The sequence below is a fragment of the Emticicia sp. BO119 genome (assembly GCF_013912375.1).
Lineage (GTDB): Bacteria > Bacteroidota > Bacteroidia > Cytophagales > Spirosomataceae > Emticicia.
In genome coordinates, this window is the sequence record NZ_JACETV010000002.1 from 614,783 (window position 1) to 634,632 (window position 19,850).

Sequence of the window (19,850 nt, forward strand, 5' to 3'; positions counted from 1 at the left end):
GATTTACCTGATTAAATGATTAGGTAATGAGAGATATTTGACAAGCATTAATAATCATCATTTCAAATAAAATCAGTGTAATCAGGTGAATCAGAGTTCAGACAATATAACACCACCCCACTGGGCAGACCGATTGTTAGAATGGTTTTGTGCACCTCATCTATTGGAAGAGGTACAGGGAGATTTGCATGAAAGGTTTCAGAAAAATATAAGATTGTTTGGCGTGCAAACAGCCCGTATAGAATATATAAAAGGGGTAATGGGTTTTATCAGACCTTTTGCCTTGAAAAGAAAAAAAGAAATGTCACAATCACTATATAATAAAATTATGATAAGCAATTATTTTAAAATCGCCCTTCGGAATTTCCTTAAATATAAAGGTTATTCTGCCATCAATCTGTTTGGCTTGGCTATAGGCATGGCGGTTGCTATGCTTATAGGTTTGTGGATTTATGATGAAATGACTTTTAATCAAGGCCATGAAAATCATAATAGAATTGGCAGAGTGATGCAACACCAGACCGTTCGTGGAGAACGAAGTACCCATGAGAATAACCCGATACCCTTAGGAAATGAGTTACGTAATTCCTTTTCTGGTGATTTTAAATATGTAGTAATGGCAACTCAGACGAAGAAATATATTATTTCATCGAATGGAGAAAATATCAGACAAAAAGGAAGCTACATGGAGGCCGATGCACCCGAAATGTTAAGCCTGAAAATGCTGAAAGGCACAAGGGCTGGTCTTTCAGAACTTAATACAATTCTGCTGTCAGAGACATTGGCAAAAACACTCTTTGGTGATGACGAGCCATTGAACAAAGTCATAAAAATTGATAATGAATTAAATGTAAAAGTAACAGGGGTTTATGCTGACTTTGCACATAACTCTGAATTTAAAGATATAGCCTTCATTGCTCCATTTAAATTATTAGTTGCTTCGTATGATTATATAAGAGATCATCAGGATGATTGGGGAAATAATTTCTTGCACATTTATACACAAATTTCTCCTAATACAGATTTCGATAAGGTATCTGCTAAAATAAAAGATATTAAACTGAAACATGTAGATGCTGAGTATGCTTCTCGTAAGCCCGAACTTTTTGTCCAGCCTATGAGCGGCTGGCATTTATATTCAGCATGGGAGAACGGTCTGAATACCACCAGCGAACCTCTAAGATTGGTGTGGTTTTATAGTACCATCGGCATTTTTATCTTATTATTGGCTTGTATCAATTTTGTTAATCTAAGTACTGCCCGCTCTGAAAAAAGAGCTAAAGAGGTAGGTATCCGTAAAGCTATTGGCTCTGTTCGCGGACAACTAATCGGGCAGTTTTTCAGCGAGTCTTTTTTAATGGTAACCTTGGCTTTTGCGCTGTCTGTTTTGTTGGTACAAGCAATTTTACCTTGGTTCAATAAAGTGGCTGATAAAAGTATTTCTATACTCTGGGGAGAATCATTATTCTGGTTAGCTAATTTTGCCTTTATTGTACTTACTTCAATATTGGCGGGTGTTTATCCTGCATTATATCTCTCGTCTTTCAAGCCTATCAAAGCATTAAAAGGAACCGGTTCGTCGTCACGATTCCGTTTAGGCCACCTTGCGGCAATCCCGCGTAAGACCTTGGTCATTGTACAATTCACTGTTTCAGTTACGCTCATAATCGGAACCATTATAGTTTATCAACAAATCCAGTTCGCCAAAAGCCGTCCGGTTGGTTACACGCGTGACGGCTTATTAATGATCCCTAAAACAACTGATGAACTAAGGGGTAAATATGAAATATTAAGAACCGATTTGAAAAATACAGGTGTGGTAGTTGAAATGGCTGAATCAGCGAGCTCACTGGCAGATATTGGCTCAATGAACGGAGGTTTTGAATGGAAAGATAAAGATCCTTCGCTACAAATAGATTTCGGTACGCTGGGTGTAACCTATGAATATGGTAAAACCATCGGCTGGCAATTTGTTGATGGAAGAGATTTTTCCAGAGATTTCCCAACCGATTCGTCAGGGTTTATTCTAAACGAAGCTGCCGTTAAATTGATGGGCTTGAAAAATCCGGTGGGAGAAAATATCAGATGGGACACCGATTTTTTTGACGGAGAGCATTTCAAAATAGTAGGGGTTGTAAAAGATATGGTGATGGCATCTCCTTTTGAGCCTGTCAAACCTACTATTTTTTTCTTGCAAGGCTACAAAAATTATGTAATTGTAAAGATTAATCCAGAGGTAAGTACAGCTGATGCCCTCCCTAAAATAGAAGCATCTTTTAAAAAAATAGCCCCTAATAGTCCGTTCGATTATCAGTTTGTAGATGAAGCTTATGCGAAAAAATTTGGTAATGAAGATCGCGTGGCTAATCTGGCTACTTTCTTCGCTATACTCGCCATTTTTATTTCCTGCTTAGGATTATTTGGTCTGGCTTCTTTCGTAGCTGAGCAGCGAACTAAAGAGATTGGTATCCGTAAAGTATTAGGAGCCAGTGTGGAGAGTCTATGGCGTATGCTATCAAAAGACTTTGTGGTATTGGTGATGATCTCCTGCCTTATAGCCACGCCAATCGCATACTATTTCATGAGTAGTTGGTTGCAGAAATATCCGTATCGAGCAGAAATCTCGTGGTGGATTTTTGTGATAGTTGGTATGGGTGCAATGGTAATATGCTTATTAACCATCAGCTATCAGGCTATTAAGGCGGCATTGATGAATCCGGTAAAGACGTTGAAGAATGAGTGATGTCTGAATTTTGATTTACCTGATTAAATGATTTTTATGATTAGGTAATGAGAGATATTTGACAAGCATTAATAATCATCATTTCAAATAAAATCAGTGTAATCAGGTGAATCAAAGTTCAGACAATATAACACCACCCCGCTGGGCAGACCAATTGTTAGAATGGTTTTGTGCGCCTCATCTATTGGAAGAGGTACAGGGAGATCTATATGAACGGTTCCAGAAGAATTTCAGATTGTTTGGAGAGAGAATAGCACGAAGAGAGTATGCAATAGGGGTTTTGAGTTTTCTCAGACCCTTTGCCATAAAGCGTAAAAAGCCAATAGAAGTATCAAACTTTTTATTACTACAAATTATGATAAGCAATTATTTTAAAATCGCATTCAGAAACCTTTTGAAAAATCTGAGGTTTACTACCATTAATATCGTAGGTATGACTTTAGGAATGGCCTGCGCTCTGGTTATTTTCCTGATTGTCAGGCATGAAACCAGTTATGACCTGGCTCAAAGTAAATTAGACCGCATCTATCGGGTTGAAACACAGAACATCAAAGAAGACCACATTTATCCTGGTACTTATACAGGTATGACCAAGGCATTATATGCCGACTTACCGGAGGCAGAAAAAATTGTGCCTATATTGAAACAATGGGGCTTTACTTTTTCGGCAGGCCATTCAGACAATCGATTTAAAGAAAGTTTTGTTTTTGCAGATAATAATCTGTTTAAAACCTTAGATTATCAATGGCTGGCGGGTGATGCCAACAGAGCACTTACCCAGCCTAATACAATTATTGTAACCCGTAAATATGCTGAAAAATATTTCGGCAAGACTGATATATTAGGTGAAACGATCCGCTTTGATAATAAGCAAGACCTGATGGTAACAGGGGTGTTGGAGGATTATCCAACCACCAGTAGTTTCCCTTTCGATATGTTGGTTTCATTTTCCACCTTAAAAGGCACTAATCCTAATTTTGAACTTGATAAATGGAATGGTTGGAATGATAATCATCAGGTATATGTATTGTTGAAAAAAGGTGTAAAAGCTGAAGCTCTACAAGGTAGATTTAAGCATATCGTAGAAAAATACATCGGCAAAGAAGCATTACCTGATAAAAATTTTCTGCTCAGTTCAATAAAAAATATACATTATACAGGCAATTTAGGTGGACGCACAGCCAATACTAAATTACTGAAAACCTTATCACTAATAGGTCTTTTAGTATTACTAATCTCTTGTTTCAATTTTATTAATCTGAGCACAGCACAATTATTCAAACGTGCCAAGGAGGTGGGAGTCCGTAAGGTGATTGGCAGTAGTCGTCAGTCATTAATTTATCAGTTTCTGACCGAAGCCGGACTTATCACGGGCACAGCTATCATGTTGGCAGTATTAACTGCTGAGTTAGCCTTACCTTCTATTGCTGCTGTACTGGATATTCCTATCCGAATGACAGATTTGTTTAGCCTGAACAATATGTTGTTTGTGCTTGGCTTATTTGTCATCACAACTTTATTGGCAGGTGTTTATCCTGCTATAAAATTATCGGGCATGACACCTATGTGGGCTTTGAACAAAAACAAAATGCCGCATATAAGACAGGTGTTTTCTTTACGTCAGGCTTTAGTGGTTGTTCAGTTTACCGTATCGCTGGTTTTAATCAGTTCGGCCATACTTATTGATAAGCAATTAAGTTTCTTCCAGAAAGCTGACTTAGGTTTTAACAAAGATGCCATTATTACCATAAATCTGCCTGATAATAGCCCTGCTAAATTACAGTCATTCCGTAATCAGTTAGTTAGCTCGGCACAAATAAAGGATGTAAGTTTCTCTATGAATAGTGCTTCGTCTGAAGGTAACTGGATGCAGTTAACAGAAATAAGAGACATCGAGAGTCCTGTTCAGATTAAAACACAGATGAAAATGGGAGATTCTCATTTCTTAGATACGTATGGTATTCAGTTATTGGCAGGGCGGGCTTTGAAAGACAATGATACTACATTGGTAGCACTTGCCAACGAGATATATCTGGATAGAATGGGCATTAAAAAACCAGAAAAGGCTATTGGTAGAAAATTTTACTATGGTAATGGTGAAGAATATGGAACAATTGTAGGGGTTGTGAAAAACTTCAATGTTAACTCTTTGCATCAGAAAATAGACCCAACCTTAATACAGGTAGTTCCTAAACACTATTATCAGGGAGGTATAAAGTTGAGTAATACTCACTTAAGTGCAGATGATATAGAGGCAACAGTAGCGCATATTGAAAAACTCTGGACAGCCACTTTTCCAGGGCAAGTATTTGAATACAATTTCCTTAATGAAGAATTAGAGAAAGCATATCAGTCAGAAATGCGCACCGCTCGTTTGATTGAAACCGCTACTTTTATGGCAGTACTTATTGCCTGTCTTGGCTTGTTAGGTTTAGCTACTTTCATTGCTGAGCAACGCACCAAAGAGATAGGCGTAAGAAAGGTTCTGGGTGCTTCTGTAAGTAGTATTCTCGTATTGCTCTCAAAAGACTTTTTGAAATTGGTTCTGGTTGCTATCATTATAGCCACACCGGTAGCCTGGTGGGCAATAGATAACTGGCTACAGAATTTTGAATTCAAGATTCATATCAATGGGTGGATATTTATTGCTACGGGGCTTTTTATGGCTTTATTAGCCATTTTAACAGTTTCGTTCCAAAGCCTGAAAGCTGCCCTGATTAATCCGGTGAAATCGTTAAAGACAGAATAAGCCCTGCGCTGCGTCCGCTCAGCCCCTAAAGGGGAGTTGCTTATGCATGAGGAATAGGATTAAATGAAAATAGTGTCAACTTTTAAAAAAATCCCCTTTAGGGGTTAGTGACGAAATTATCTTATGAAATCTCAACCTCCCCAATGGGCAGATAAGTTACTGGAATGGTTCTGCGCACCTCATCTGCTGGAAGAGGTACAGGGAGATTTGCATGAGCGATTTCTGAAGAATGCACGGGTATTCGGAGAAAAATCAGCCCGTCGAGATTATGTAATTAGCGTTTTGGGTTTTATCAAACCCTTTGCTTTACGACGAAAAACAGAACTAACACCCTCCATATATAACAAAATTATGATTAGCAATTATTTTAAAATCGCATTCCGAAATATCCTTAAATACAAGGGATATTCCTTCATTAACATTCTGGGGTTGGCTACTGGTATGGCTGTAGCAATGCTTATTGGCCTATGGATTTATGATGAACTGAGCTTCAACAAGAATCATCAGAACCATGACAAAATTGCCCAGATAAGAATCAGAGAGGTTGGTGAGCACGGTGTAGGTATCAGCAATTCTGTGCAATATCCTCTTTTGACAGACTTGCAAATCAACCATCATGATAATTTCAAACATATTGTGGCTACCTCATGGAATGTAGATAATGTCTTAAGCGCAGGAGAAAATAAAGTTGGTAGGAAAGGATTATTCATGAGTCCGGGAGCACCTGAAATGTTAACGTTGAAAATGCAATATGGCTCACGGAATGGCCTGAAGGACCCTAATTCAATTATGCTTTCAGCATCTACTTCACAAGCACTTTTTGGCGATACGAATCCCGTCAATCAGATTGTAAAAATAAGTAATGAAACAAATGTAAAAGTAACAGGAGTATATGAAGATCTACCCTTGAATTCTCAATTTAATGAGCTCAAATTTATATGCCCTTTTGATTTATGGGTAGCTCAGAACAAATGGTTAAAAGAAAAAGCTATGAACGACTGGGATAACCATTTTCTTAAAATTTACGCTCAGCTAAATGATAAAATAGACTTTGCCAGGGCAACTACCAATATTAAGGATGCTATTTTAAATAACCTGGGTGATGGCTATAAAGATCAGGCTAAACTTAATCCGCAGGTATTTCTATTGCCGATGAATGACTGGCATCTGCATAATTATAATCGCAGTGGAGAATTGGATACCGAGGCCATGAGAATGGTGTGGCTCATTAGCATTATAGGGGCTTTTGTACTACTATTAGCTTGTATCAATTTTATGAACCTAAGCACAGCCCGTTCTGAAAAACGTGCCAAAGAAGTAGGCGTGCGCAAAGCAATAGGCTCTATGCGGGCACAACTTATCTGGCAATTTTTTAGTGAATCATTTTTAGTAGTTGCTTTTGCCTTCATATTATCACTTTTGTTTGTAGCACTTAGCCTTAGCTGGTTCAATCAATTGGCAGCAAAAGAAATGATAATTCCGTTTGCTAATCCTTACTTCTGGTTTATATGTCTTGGATTTATTGTAATGACTGGTCTTTTAGCAGGTAGTTATCCCGCCCTTTATCTCTCTTCATTTCAACCTGTAAAAGTATTGAAAGGCGCTTTCAGAGTAGGGCGTTTTGCATCAGTTCCCCGTAAAGTTTTAGTAGTAGTGCAATTCACGGTTTCAGTTACCCTGATTATAGGCACTATCATTGTCTTCAAACAAATTCAGTTTGCCAAAAATCGTCCGGTAGGCTATACCCGTGAGGGAGTAATTATGATAGATATGAAATCAGGAGATTTTTATGGTAAACATGATTTACTCAGAAACGAATTACTTAGTACAGGTGCGGTAACAGAAATGGCCGAATCAATGGGTAAACCTACTGAAGTATGGTCAGGTAATGATGGCTTTGAGTGGAGAGGCAGAACTCCTGATAGAGATAAAAGCTTCGGTTCGCTAATGGTGACGCCGGAGTACGGTAAAACAGTAGGCTGGCAATTTAAACAAGGGCGTGATTTTAACCGACAATTGGCATCAGATTCAGCAGGTATGGTTATTAATGAGGCGGCAGTTAAATATATGGGTTTGAAGAATCCTGTAGGAGAAGACGTAAGCTGGAAATTTCGGGAGAAAACGCGGTACTATAAAATCCTTGGTGTTATTAAAGATATGGTAATGGAATCACCTTATGAGCCAACCAGCCCGGTTATCTTTATGATACGTGCCCACGGAGGCCCCAATACGATAAATATCAAAATTAATCCATCTATTAGCACGTCTGAGGCATTGCCAAAAATAGAAGCAGTCTTCAAAAAACTGATTCCTACTGCTCCGTTTGAATACAAATTTGTAGATGAAGAATATGCCAGAAAATTCGCTGCTGAAGAGCGCATTGGCCAATTGGCAAATTTCTGCGCCATATTAGCTATCCTGATTTCTTGTTTAGGCTTGTTCGGCTTGGCCTCGTTTGTAGCCGAGCAACGCATCAAAGAAATCGGTATCCGCAAAATATTAGGCGCTTCTATCAGTAACCTATGGGCTTTGCTATCAAAAGACTTTGTGTTATTGGTTGTTATCTCACTATTCATAGCATCTCCAATAGCGTATTATTTCATGGAGAAATGGATACAGAAATACACGTATCATACAGAAATATCCTGGTGGGTTTTTGCCCTGGCTGGTATAGGGGCAATGGTTATTACCATATTAACGGTAAGTTATCAGGCAATCAAAGCAGCATTGATGAACCCGGTGAAGACACTTAAAAATGAGTGATTGAGTGATGTCTTGAACTATGATATGGCTGATTGACCTGGTTTTACTGATGAAAAGTGGTAATCATTAATTCATGAATCATAGTTTCAAATAAAATCAATGTAATCAGTTCAATCAGGTGAATCAAAGTTCAGACAACATAAAACCCCCTCGCTGGGCAGACCGACTTCTTGAATGGTTCTGCGCACCTCATCTGCTGGAAGAGGTGCAGGGAGACCTCTATGAGCGTTTTCAGAAGAATATTCGGGTGTTTGGCTTAAAAACGGCCAGAAAAGAATATGTGGTAGGCGTACTGAGTTTTATTAAGCCTTTTGCATTGAAACGGAATACAAATAGTTCACCCCCTTTATATATACAAATTATGATTAGTAATTATTTCAAAGTCGCGTTCAGGAATCTGCTCAAATATAAAGGCTATTCCTTTATCAACATTTTTGGTCTGGCAGCAGGTATGGCCGTCACCATGCTTATCGGGCTATGGGTACATGACGAACTTTCCTATAATAAACATTTCAAAAATTATGACCGGTTGGGGCATTTGTTTCAGTTTGTCAAATTCGATGTTGAAAAGTCTACCTACGATGTCATGCCTATTCCTCTGGCAGCAGAGTTAAGAACCAAATACCCTGATTTTGAAGCTGTCAGCCTTTCTTCGAATACCCATTCGTTGATATTGGCATCAGGAGAGAAAAAATTCATAAAAACAGGTAATTATGTAGAGCCGTCTTTTGTAGATATGGTATCTGTAAAAATGGTTATGGGCAATAGAAATGGTTTGAAAGATGTAAATGCCATATTGATTTCAGAATCTTTGGCTGAAGATTTTTTTGGCTTAGAAAATCCATTGGACAAGGTCATTAAAATTGATAATAAAGAGAGTGTAAAGGTAGTAGGGGTTTATGAGGATTTTCCATACAATACTACGTTTAAAGAGGTACTTTTTCTTGCTTCCTGGAGCCTGTACGAGGCAAGCAGAGAAAATGTGAGAAGAGACAAAGGAGAATGGGATTCAAATTCGTATCAGATTTATGCACAATTAAAACAGGGGGCAGATTTTGATAAGGTTTCAGCAAAAATTAAAGACATAAGAGTAAACAGAGCAGACCCACCAGGCTATAAACCCGAGTTCTTTGTGCATCCTATGAGTAAATGGCATCTGTATTCTGATTTCAAGGATGGGATAAATACAGGAGGGTTGATTGAGTTTGTATGGCTTTTTGGAATTATCGGAGCATTTGTTTTATTATTAGCCTGTATCAATTTTATGAATCTGAGCACGGCACGTTCGGAGAAACGAGCCAAAGAAGTTGGTATCCGTAAGGCGGTCGGGTCTATTCGCGGACAGTTGATTATACAATTTTTCAGTGAGTCCTTTTTAGTAGTTTTATTTGCTTTTGTTTTATCAATTCTGATTGTTCAATTAGCATTACCATTATTTAATCAGATAGCTGATAAAAAGATCGGTATTTTGTGGACAAATCCTCTCTTCTGGTTTACAGGATTAGGATTCAGCCTCATTACGGGCCTGGTTGCAGGAAGCTACCCTGCCTTTTATCTGTCTTCTTTTCAGGCAGTTAAAGTATTAAAGGGTACTTTCCGGATGGGTCGTTTTGCGGCAGTTCCCCGAAAGGTATTAGTAGTACTTCAATTTACGGTTTCGGTTACTTTGATTATTGGTACGGTCGTGGTTTTTCGTCAGATTCAGTATGCCAAGAATCGCTCGGTAGGCTACGACCGCAATAAGCTGATTGAGGTGAATATGAATACCCCCGAACTATATAAACATTTCAAAGTATTAAAGACTGACTTGCAGAATAGTGGAGCAGTCTATGAAGTCGGTGTTTCTGCCGGTTCGATTACGAATCAATCAGGAGGCACCACCAATATATCATGGAAAGGAAAAAGCCCGGAAGGGAAACCGCTATTAATGGCTAATCTTGTATCACATGAATACGGAAAAACAATCGGTTGGCAGGTTGTGAAGGGTCGTGATTTTTCAAGAACTTTTTCGACAGATTCGGCGGCCATGATTATTAATGAGTCAGCATTGAAAATGATGGGTTTTAAAGACCCACTTAATGAAATTGTCACCACCAACGGTAGAGCGTATAAAGTAATAGGGGTAATTAAAGACATGATTAAAGAAAACCCTTTCAGACCTGTGGCTCCTTCATTTTTTATTGCAGACTCCCGATTTGTTAATGTGATTCTGGTTAAACTTGCTCCTGCTATGAGTACTTCAGAAGCTCTAAGCAAAGTAGAAACTGTTTTCAGAAAGCATAATCCTGAGAGTCCGTTTGTATATAGCTTTGTTGATGATCTCTATGGTAAAAAATTCGGTGATGAAGAACGAATCGGTAAATTAGCCCTTTTCTTTACTATTCTGGCGGTGCTTATCAGTTGTCTGGGTTTATTTGGCTTAGCGTCATTTGTAGCCGAGCAACGTACCAAAGAAATAGGCGTCAGAAAAGTATTAGGGGCATCGGTAGCACATCTTTGGGCGTTGCTATCAAAAGATTTTGTGATGTTAGTAATTTTAGCCTTATTTATTGCTTCACCGGTTGCTTATTATTTTATGAATCAATGGATGATGAGGTATGATTACCGGGCAGGTATCTCATGGTGGATTTTCGCTGCTGCCGGAGCAGGGGCTTTACTTATTACTCTGCTAACTGTAAGTTTTCAGGCAATTAAAGCTGCACTGATGAATCCGGTGAGATCATTGAGGTCAGAGTAGATTACAAAGGCTCGAACAGTGAAGAGAGCCGCATCAGATAATCATGGACCAGCCTGCAAGATTAAGTAGTTATTGCAATTATGCAGCACATTTGGAAGTTTATTGAGAATAATTCCCTGGAGAACATTCCCTGTTTATACACCTGTTCGTTATAGCCGGTGATGCCCATAAATAATTTAATGAGTATTTGAAACTGGATTTAACAAGCGTAAAGCATTAAAAACAGCCTGATGTGTAATAGTGGCATGGTCTTCTTCTGGGAGGTAATCGAAATAAACTTTTAGGTTTTTACTATTAGTCTTTCTTAGCTTTTCAGCCAGTAAATTTGCATCTACTTCCATTACTCTCGGGATTTCGGTTGGAGTAAGTCCTTCTTTCCCCACACCAATATACACCTTGGTTGGCTGTAGAAAATTCTCTCGCAGAACAACAGAATCAAGGTTTAGTAAAGAACCATTATTCCACCATATACTTGGGCTTATAATAATGTATTGATTGAATAGAGTAGGTTTTTTTAATAAAATTTCAGTGGCTAATAAGCCTCCCAGAGACTGGCCAATAATGGTTTTATTATTAACTTTAAACTTTTTTTCGATATAGGGTTGTAATTCTTTTTCAATAAAAGCAATAAATTTATCTGAATTACCAGCAGTTTTGAATTTTTCTTTATCTTTCGTAATAGTGGTTGGATACGTGAAATCTCGTCTGCGGTCTACATTAGCAATGCCGACTACAATAGATTTTGGAACACGGTTTATCCAGAGAAAAGTATTAAATTGGTAAAGACCTACTATATGAATAAAGTCTTCGTCTTGTGAACCATCTAATAGATACACAACATCATAACCAAGGGTATCCAGCCCATATCCTTCAGGTATGTATATATTGAGTATTCTTTTTTCTGATAATTGCTCTGACTGAATTTCATCAATTTGCCCTAATATAAATGGTTTACTATTGATTGGAGAGTTATTGTTTTGTCCGAAGCTAATAATAGGAAAGAAAAACAGTAAAAAGATTTGCAGAGGTTTCATAGTCAGGTAATACTTTCAGGATGCCAATTTAAGCAAGGTTGCCTTACTTAAACAAATTTATCTTTTTATAGAACAGAATGTTAAATTGAAGAATATTTTATAAAACTTTAATCTTCATAAAGACATTTTCTTTACATTTTAGAAAGAATAATATAAATGATATTATTCATTACTCTTATTTGAGGAATTGCGTTTGGCTTTTCGTCCGGCATATCAAGGGGGATGCCAGTAATAGCAAAGCCACTTTCGGCTAAAGTGTAAAAAATCTGTTCTCCGAAAAGAAAAGTTTCTACATCTCTTGCTCCCTTCGTAAAACCCATAGCAATTTTGTAGGGCTTTTTTAGCTTGTATTTGGCAACTACCGCTTTTAGCTCATGAGTTAATTTAGCTCGCAGGGCGGCATCAACTATTCTTTTTTCATTTTCTATTTTAAGTATAAAAGTAGTGTCAGATACTTGCTTTGATACCGAAAAGCAATGATTTATGCTACCGGAATACTCATGCATCTTAATACTGCAAATAGCGAAGAGAAGTATGCTACTCATCAGTACCAGCCTTATAAAGGTTGTGCCCATAGCTCAAGTATTTAAAAAGAAAATCTAAATCAAAGATAGTAATTATTCTTTATCTTGATTTATTACATTTGAAGTCAAACCATAATTTATCAAGGCTTATCCAGACTTTATGCGATAATGGTTTAGGGGATAATTCGTAAAAAACAAAAGTTTTATGCTTGTCCGAGCAAGACTTTATATGTGCTTTACAATTAAGCGTTATAGGCATCTGACTCATATAATCCGTCATTTGAATACTCCCTACATAAGTTTGTATATCTCCGTTATCTTTCTTTATTTCTTTAAATGAAGTGACAACTGGGCTAATTTTCAGAATATTACGGCCATTAGTCTTGACTAATCCTGTATAATATGCCTTCAGGTTATTATTCAGCGTAGTGGCGCTCATATTTACTTCTCCATCCAGATACCACAAAAACGCGTAGCTCCAATACTCATCACTGGTTGCTTTACCCCAGCCCGGAGTAAAGCGAATGTCCTCAACCCCTTTGTACGGAATTTGAGGTGCAAAACTAATGGGTATAATAAATCTTTCAATAGCCCACCCTTTTGGGGACGGAAGCTCATACGGAGCTTTCCAGTTATGTTCATCAAATTTAGATTGTTGTCCATAAAGGTCAAGAGTAAATATAGCGAGTAGTATAAATGCTAAAGGTTTCATTTTAAATTTTTTTGTGGGGCAAACTTAAGTATAATACAACTTCTCTGAATGGCCTTGCTGGTATTTTAAGGACATTTAACATTTTGTGCATAAGGCGATTAATCAATATTATTTTTTCTGGGCTTTTAAGCAACTACCAATAAAAGGCCTTTTCTCTTTTACCATACGAACAGGTAGTGAGAAGGAATCCAGTACCCCTGAAATACACAGTATAGAATGCAGAGATGATAACAAACGAATAATTATAATGTAAAATCACGGCAAACCGTGATTGATTTTTATTCTTCTGTATTGTTCCTTTGATGAAAATTCAAGCTATGAAAAACGTCCTCCGGCTATGCGATATACTTATGTGATTTTTCCACCAAAATAAGGATATAAGTTATTGAGTCATTGGCTTTGCCGATTATGTGTTATCGTGATAATTGATAAAGTCCTCAGAAACTTTAAGGCATTACTCCCAGATTGCCGCTTAGTAAAATAACGCATACAAATACCTGCTGCTTTGAAATATTGTCGTTCAAAACACTAAACTTTGATAATGATTTTTCCTAAGCATCCAATCATAATAGACCATGAAAAGAATTTTTACTATTAGCCTGTTATTTATTTGTTCTTTACTTCTCAGAGCACAAACGTTACCTAATCCGATTATTTTCTGTACACAGATTCCTGAGCCTGATGGCTTTGCTACTTCTTTAGAAACCTTCGGAAATCATCATGGAAGCACTTCTTCAGCTCCAAGAGGAGGAGACCTGTATATCAGATACCCTAACGGAACTTTAAAAAACCTGACTCAGGCAGCAGGATTTGGACAAGCTGGTTTTCAGGGCGCAACATCAATAGCTGTGCGTGACCCATCGGTGCATTGGGATGGTACAAAAGCTTTATTCAGCATGGTAATTGGTTCTGCTACAGCCCGTTATCAGGTAAATAGCTATTACTGGCAGATTTATGAAATTACAGGTTTAGGCGAAAACGAAACCCCTGTGATCACTAAAGTGCCGAATCAACCGGCTAATTATAATAATGTACAACCTATTTATGGTACAGACGACCGTATTCTCTTCATATCAGATCGTCCTCGCAACGGGGCAGCTCACTTGTATCCTCAGCATGATGAATACGAGTCATCAGCCATTGTTACAGGTATCTGGCGGCTTGACCCGAAGGCTTGTTCAATGACCGACGGTCTGGAAATGCTTACGCATTCACCATCAGGAGATTTCACACCTATAATCGACCGTGCCGGACGTGTGATTTTTACCCGATGGGATCATTTGCAGCGTGACCAACAGGCAGATGCTGATACGGAAGCTCCTGTTTATAATACGTTTAATTATTCTGATGAAACTGCCGGGGCAACTAAATATAGTAATTCTACTGATATAGAGATTTTTCCTGAACCTCGTCCGGGGCGTGACGATTTATTGGCATTGCCTCAATGGGCAAATACCAATCCTCAGAACTTTAATATATTTAACCCCTGGATGATGAATGAAGATGGCAGTGAATTAGAAATTCTTAATCATCTGGGCAGGCATGAAATGGGGAATTATATGACACAGAATTTCACGAACGACCCTAATCTGCACGATTTCTACACACCCATTAGTCCAACGCCTATCAGGGGGATGTTTCACATTCAGGAATCACCTGTATATCCGGGTATTTATTATGGCATAGAAGCGCCTGAGTTTGGTACACATGGGTCGGGCATGGTAGTAAAAGTTAATGCTCCTCCTGGCAGGCATCCTGAGCAAATTACATTTCAGTATGTTACACATCCGGCTACAAGATCCACAGACGACAATACCCCTCCTTCTCCCAATCATTCGGGCATGTATCGTAACCCAATCCCTTTATCTGATGGGAAATTAATCGCAGCACACTCACATTCGCCAAAATATGACCAGAATATAGGAACAACAAATGCTCCGGTCAGTCGCTATGATTACCGGATTCGTTTGTTGGATTCTACAGCGAGCGGATATTTTGTAGCGAATGCAACAGCTTTAACAGGCACAGGAATTACTAAAAATGTATGGTGGTGGAGCCCGGATGATTCTGTAAGATTTAATGGAGTCCTTTGGGAAACGTATCCCGTTGAGGTAAGGGCAAGACCTCGCCCGGATAATCCGACTACAAATCCAGAGCATGTAGCTCCATCAGAGCAGGCACTTTTTACAGCCGCAGGAGTAAACCTCCATGATTTCCGTAAATTCCTTCGTCGGAATAATCTCGCTGTTTTAGCTATCAGAGATGTCACAAGTCGTGATGATGCAGATGAGCAACAACCTTTTAATCTGAAAGTAGCTGGTTTTGCTCATCAGACCGTTAAGCAGGCTTACCCAACTCCGCTATATGAAGTAAAGCATCTGCAATTTTTGCAATCAGACCAGATCCGGGGTATTGGCGGAATGAATTCTCCAAGGCCGGGGAGGCGAGGTATTGCCCAGTTTCTTCATGATCCTGTAGCTACACTATATAACCCACCAACTACAGGGGCACAAGGAAGTGCCAATATCCATGCCGACGGCTCAGTAGCGATGGTAGTACCTGCCAAGCGTGCTATTACCTGGCAGCTGACTGATCAGAACAATAAAGGAATTGTGCGTGAACGCTTATGGCTAAGTGCCAGACCTGGCGAAGTAAGAACCTGTACCTCCTGCCACGGTGAAAGTACCTTGAATCAGGCAGGACAAACTTCGCCGACCAATGCGCCGCAGGCATTGAGTACTTTGCTCAATCATATCAAAGTAATAGACACTGATAACGATGGCGTGACAGATATTTATGATGCATTCCCGAGTGATTCGAATAAACAGATCGCTGAGGCTGTGAATGAAAATTTTACATCTAACTTAGTGAACTGGATAAACGAGAACCTGAACAATGATGCTGTAGCGTGGACTACCCTTAATACTACTTGTCATACAAATGCGGCCATGATTAATAACCTTGCTATTGATAATACAGGTCGGATAGACCGATTGAGACGTATTATTGATATGACAAATATGGACGTAGCCACGCTTACCTTTGATGTTGCCTATGCCCGCTACGACGCCACCAGATTTGATAGATTACGTGTATGGATTATAGCCTGTGATGGCACCCAGCAACTTGTATATGATAAAGCAGGCAGTGCTCTGGCGACAGTTCCGGATCAGACTTCTTTATTTACACCTATAGATTGTAATCAATGGCGAAAGGAGACGGTAAGCCTATCGGCCTTTGCGGGGCGTGCAGTGCAGATAGTTTTTGAAGACGTAGGCGGAAATGGGAATCGTCTATTTTTAGATAATATACTGGTTGAGGAGACTGGTGCTCCCTGTCCTAATAACCGGACCTTATCTGGTAATATACAGGCAGGTAAATATGATGCAGCTACGGTTATCCAAACGCCGAATAATACAGTCTCCAGAGTTTTGACCTCTTCGGTTGTAACCATGAATGCGGGTAATTCTATTACATTACAAGCGGGTTTCGAAGCTCAGAATGGAAGTGTTTTCAGGGCTTATATCGGTGGGTGCGGGCAGTAAAGATTCAGAATATGAAGAACCAGAAAAACTAATTGAACCATTTGTTTTTTAAGGCTTCCAACTCTTTTTCTACTTCATCATATTCTTTTTGTTTATCATTGTAGGCATCAATACAAAGGTCCAGATTTCTATTAATTTTTGGTTTTACAAGAGAGAATATCAAGTCTTCTTTTCTGAGAATTTTCATGCCTTCAGCTATGCTTTTTAGTTTTTCTGACAAAGGCAGAATGGCTCCCGCCAGTTTGTTAAAATCATTTTTCAGCAAAGATTGCTTATCTACCCAAATATTATGTCTTTTGTCTTCATCTGTGGCCTCATTCTCTGTTTTACAGAGATTAATGATTGATTGCTGGTAATTTCTGTGCTTGTCTATATATTCCTGCAAAGAATACATGAAGATTGAAGAGAAAATATCATTCTGGAAATAAACAGCATTCTGAAGAAGATTGAAAACCTCATCTATTCTCTGGTCGAACATGAGAGATTTGAAAGTGCTGTACAGTTTATCGGTTTTGCCTTCATTCAAATATATGGTAATCTTGTTATCTGGCGTTCGTATCTTTGAGAAAGTAACTACTGTGGGGTCAATTTGTATTACCTCATTTGATAATCCACCTATTAGTTTCAAATTGCTCAGGGAAGTACATCTGCTTAAAGCCACATATACTTGTCCTACAGAGAAAGATTCAGCTATATCTAATATTGCCTTATCGAAAGTCAGTCCCTGACTTTTATGCACAGTAATTGCCCAGGCTAATTTCAGCGGAAACTGTATGTAAGTCCCGATTACTTCCTGGTCAATAATATATTTTTCTTTGTTGTAGGTATATTTAATATTTTCCCACATAACCATATCTACTGGCATTGGTGTTTTTTCTCCCTCAAAAAGTACTTCAATATAAAGATCCTGAATTGTTACAATTTTGCCAATTTTACCATTGTAGTTTCGACCTGTATTTTTCAGCAACATAACCTGAGCACCAACTTTTAATTTTAATTGTTGAGGAGCAATTTTCAAATCTTCCGGGAACACTCCTTCTGGTAATCCCGTAAAGATTACTTCCGGACTATCAATTTCTGATAGCTTTTTATGATTAATTGCATTGACTTTGGCATTTGTAGTTGTCAGAACAATATAGTTCTCAAATAACAGATTATTAAGATTACCAGCATCGATTCTGTTCTGATTAAGTCTGTTCAAATCATCAATGGTATGATTCCCTATTCTTATTCTATTAAGAATATCAATAAATTCTACATCGGTTTGTCTATAAACCTTTTCCAACTCCATACAAACCAGATTGTTGTTTTCAATTAGTTTGTGAATAATTTTGGCATCGAAAAAATAGCTTGAATCATAGAATTCAGAAACAACACTCCACTCAGCACCAGTAATAGGAGGCAATTGAAATAAGTCACCTATAAAAATCATTTGGACTCCTCCGAATGGCTGTGTTTCCCTCTTACGATACACCCGAAGAATTTTGTCAATTGCATCTATCGTATCAGCTTTGACCATTGATACTTCATCTATAATAATTACCTCTAATTTATTTAATATTTCTCTTTTATTGGTAGTGTATTTCAGAGTACTGTATATTTTTTCTTTACTTAGAAATGGGTCATCCGGTAAAAAAGGCCTGTAATCTAACTGAAAAAAACTATTGATGGTTTGCCCACCTGCATTAATAGCTGCAGCACCTGTAAATGCAAGAGTAATACTTGTTTTTGAAGTTTTTCGCCTTAGATATTTCAGAAAAGTTGTTTTCCCAGTTCCTGCTTTTCCGGTCAGAAAAATGTTTTTCCGGCTTTCATTAATAACAGAGAAGGCATTGTAAAATTTGTCATTATGTCGGTCGAGATTAAATTCAGGCTTACTTTCAAATGTATCTGCCTGCTTATTAAAATGATAAGTGCCGTTCTTTTTTTCAAGCCATCCCTTTTTAATCATTTCGAAGAAACAATCAGCCGTAGCTCGTGTATCATACAAGGAATTATGATGGTTATCAAATCTTTTACCAAATACGTCAAAATGCAAATTCTGTAAGCCAACACCCCGCGAAAGCCGACTACACTCTGTCATAGTACAAAAAGAAGGTTTAACAGAAAGAAAGTCAGGAATTTTATTTCTTTTCAATTCCGTCCGGATAACAGTGGAGTCGAAGACATAATTGTGACAAACAATTAAATCAGCTTCAGAGCATATTTCTTTAAATCTGTTGAGCACATGACCAATTGATTTGCCTTTTTTCTCTAATAATTCAGGAGTAATGCCATGTATATTTGAATTATTGATTTTAATACCGCCACGTTCAACATAGTAGTTAATATGCCTTAGCTCATTACCATTTTCAGTATATAAGATAGCAGAGATTTGAAGAAGCCACGGATAGAGTTCAAGTCTTTCTGTCTGACGGTCTGAAGTAGGAAGTAACCCTGTTGTTTCGGTATCATAGAATAGAATTTTTTCCATGAATTTTCTCTTTAATATGCTTCTGTCAGGATAGCATATAATTTTATGGTGTGTGAAACATATGTATGAGAATACCGATAGAAAAGGAGATTAAATCAAAGGATTTTTTTTGATTTTAACAAATAAATTTATGAATAAGCCAATAGTATTATTGTCCGTTTTATGGCATAGATATTATTTTTTTCATTCTCAGTTATTGTTTTGTTTATTTAATTATTCGGTAAATCAATACCTGATTAATTCTATTTAAAAATATCTGATTGAGTCTTGAGTATTACTTAATTTTAATGGCTTTGTACAGATTTTATCTGAAATTTTTGTCTGAATTATCGACAATATGACCCTAATGGTATAATATTTCTCAACCAGTCTGTTTTTCATATATACTTTTGAAACCAGTAATTAAACTTCAGGGCAAGAAACAGATTTAATTAAGTTTAGTGTAGTCATGAAACAAGAATTTTCAACTGAAAAAGCTTGTGACTTTTAACAAGCCTCTTTCATAGGACTTTTATTCTTTGAATAAAATTAGGTTAATAAAAAGGCTTGTTGCTATGCGGCAAGCATTTT

General features: G+C 37.8%; 9 protein-coding genes. 5 read left to right on the forward strand and 4 right to left on the reverse strand.

Features of this window, described 5'->3' with window-relative positions; all coding sequences use genetic code 11:
- Window positions 1-85 precede the first annotated feature (85 nt).
- The 4 genes from H1R81_RS09510 to H1R81_RS09525 all read left to right on the forward strand — a co-directional run bounded on the left by H1R81_RS09510 (window position 86) and on the right by H1R81_RS09525 (window position 10,992).
- The gene (locus H1R81_RS09510) at window positions 86-2,743 is read left to right on the forward strand and encodes an ABC transporter permease (RefSeq protein ID WP_310588062.1); all 2,658 of its coding nucleotides are present in this window, start codon (window positions 86-88) and stop codon (window positions 2,741-2,743) included.
- A 106-nt stretch (window positions 2,744-2,849) separates the two neighbouring features.
- Window positions 2,850-5,492, forward strand: a complete 2,643-nt coding sequence (locus H1R81_RS09515) for an ABC transporter permease (protein WP_181840474.1) — start codon at window positions 2,850-2,852, stop codon at window positions 5,490-5,492.
- Between the two features lie 123 nt (window positions 5,493-5,615).
- On the forward strand, window positions 5,616-8,255 hold the full coding sequence (locus H1R81_RS09520; protein ID WP_181840475.1) for an FtsX-like permease family protein: 2,640 nt from the start codon (window positions 5,616-5,618) through the stop codon (window positions 8,253-8,255).
- Between the two features lie 118 nt (window positions 8,256-8,373).
- On the forward strand, window positions 8,374-10,992 hold the full coding sequence (locus tag H1R81_RS09525; RefSeq protein ID WP_310588063.1) for an ABC transporter permease: 2,619 nt from the start codon (window positions 8,374-8,376) through the stop codon (window positions 10,990-10,992).
- A 176-nt stretch (window positions 10,993-11,168) separates the two neighbouring features.
- On the opposite strand, the gene H1R81_RS09530 is transcribed toward H1R81_RS09525, so the two are convergent.
- The 3 genes from H1R81_RS09530 to H1R81_RS09540 all read right to left on the reverse strand — a co-directional run bounded on the left by H1R81_RS09530 (window position 11,169) and on the right by H1R81_RS09540 (window position 13,262).
- Entirely contained in the window at window positions 11,169-12,026 is an 858-nt protein-coding gene (locus tag H1R81_RS09530; protein ID WP_181840476.1) for an alpha/beta hydrolase, read from the reverse strand.
- A gap of 131 nt (window positions 12,027-12,157) precedes the next feature.
- Window positions 12,158-12,571, reverse strand: coding sequence for a hypothetical protein (locus H1R81_RS09535; protein WP_220275197.1), 414 nt, complete (start codon window positions 12,569-12,571; stop codon window positions 12,158-12,160).
- Between the two features lie 79 nt (window positions 12,572-12,650).
- Entirely contained in the window at window positions 12,651-13,262 is a 612-nt protein-coding gene (locus tag H1R81_RS09540) for a hypothetical protein (RefSeq protein WP_181840478.1), read from the reverse strand.
- Window positions 13,263-13,837: 575 nt separating this feature from the next.
- Between H1R81_RS09540 and H1R81_RS09545 the strand changes: the two genes are divergently transcribed.
- Entirely contained in the window at window positions 13,838-16,807 is a 2,970-nt protein-coding gene (locus tag H1R81_RS09545) for a 3-coathanger stack domain-containing protein (protein WP_181840479.1), read from the forward strand.
- A 28-nt stretch (window positions 16,808-16,835) separates the two neighbouring features.
- Here the strand turns inward: H1R81_RS09545 and H1R81_RS09550 are convergent, their stop codons facing one another.
- Window positions 16,836-19,280 carry an exonuclease domain-containing protein gene (locus H1R81_RS09550; RefSeq protein WP_181840480.1) on the reverse strand — a complete coding sequence of 815 codons (2,445 nt, stop codon included), beginning with the start codon at window positions 19,278-19,280 and terminating at the stop codon, window positions 16,836-16,838.
- Window positions 19,281-19,850: the final 570 nt, after the last annotated feature.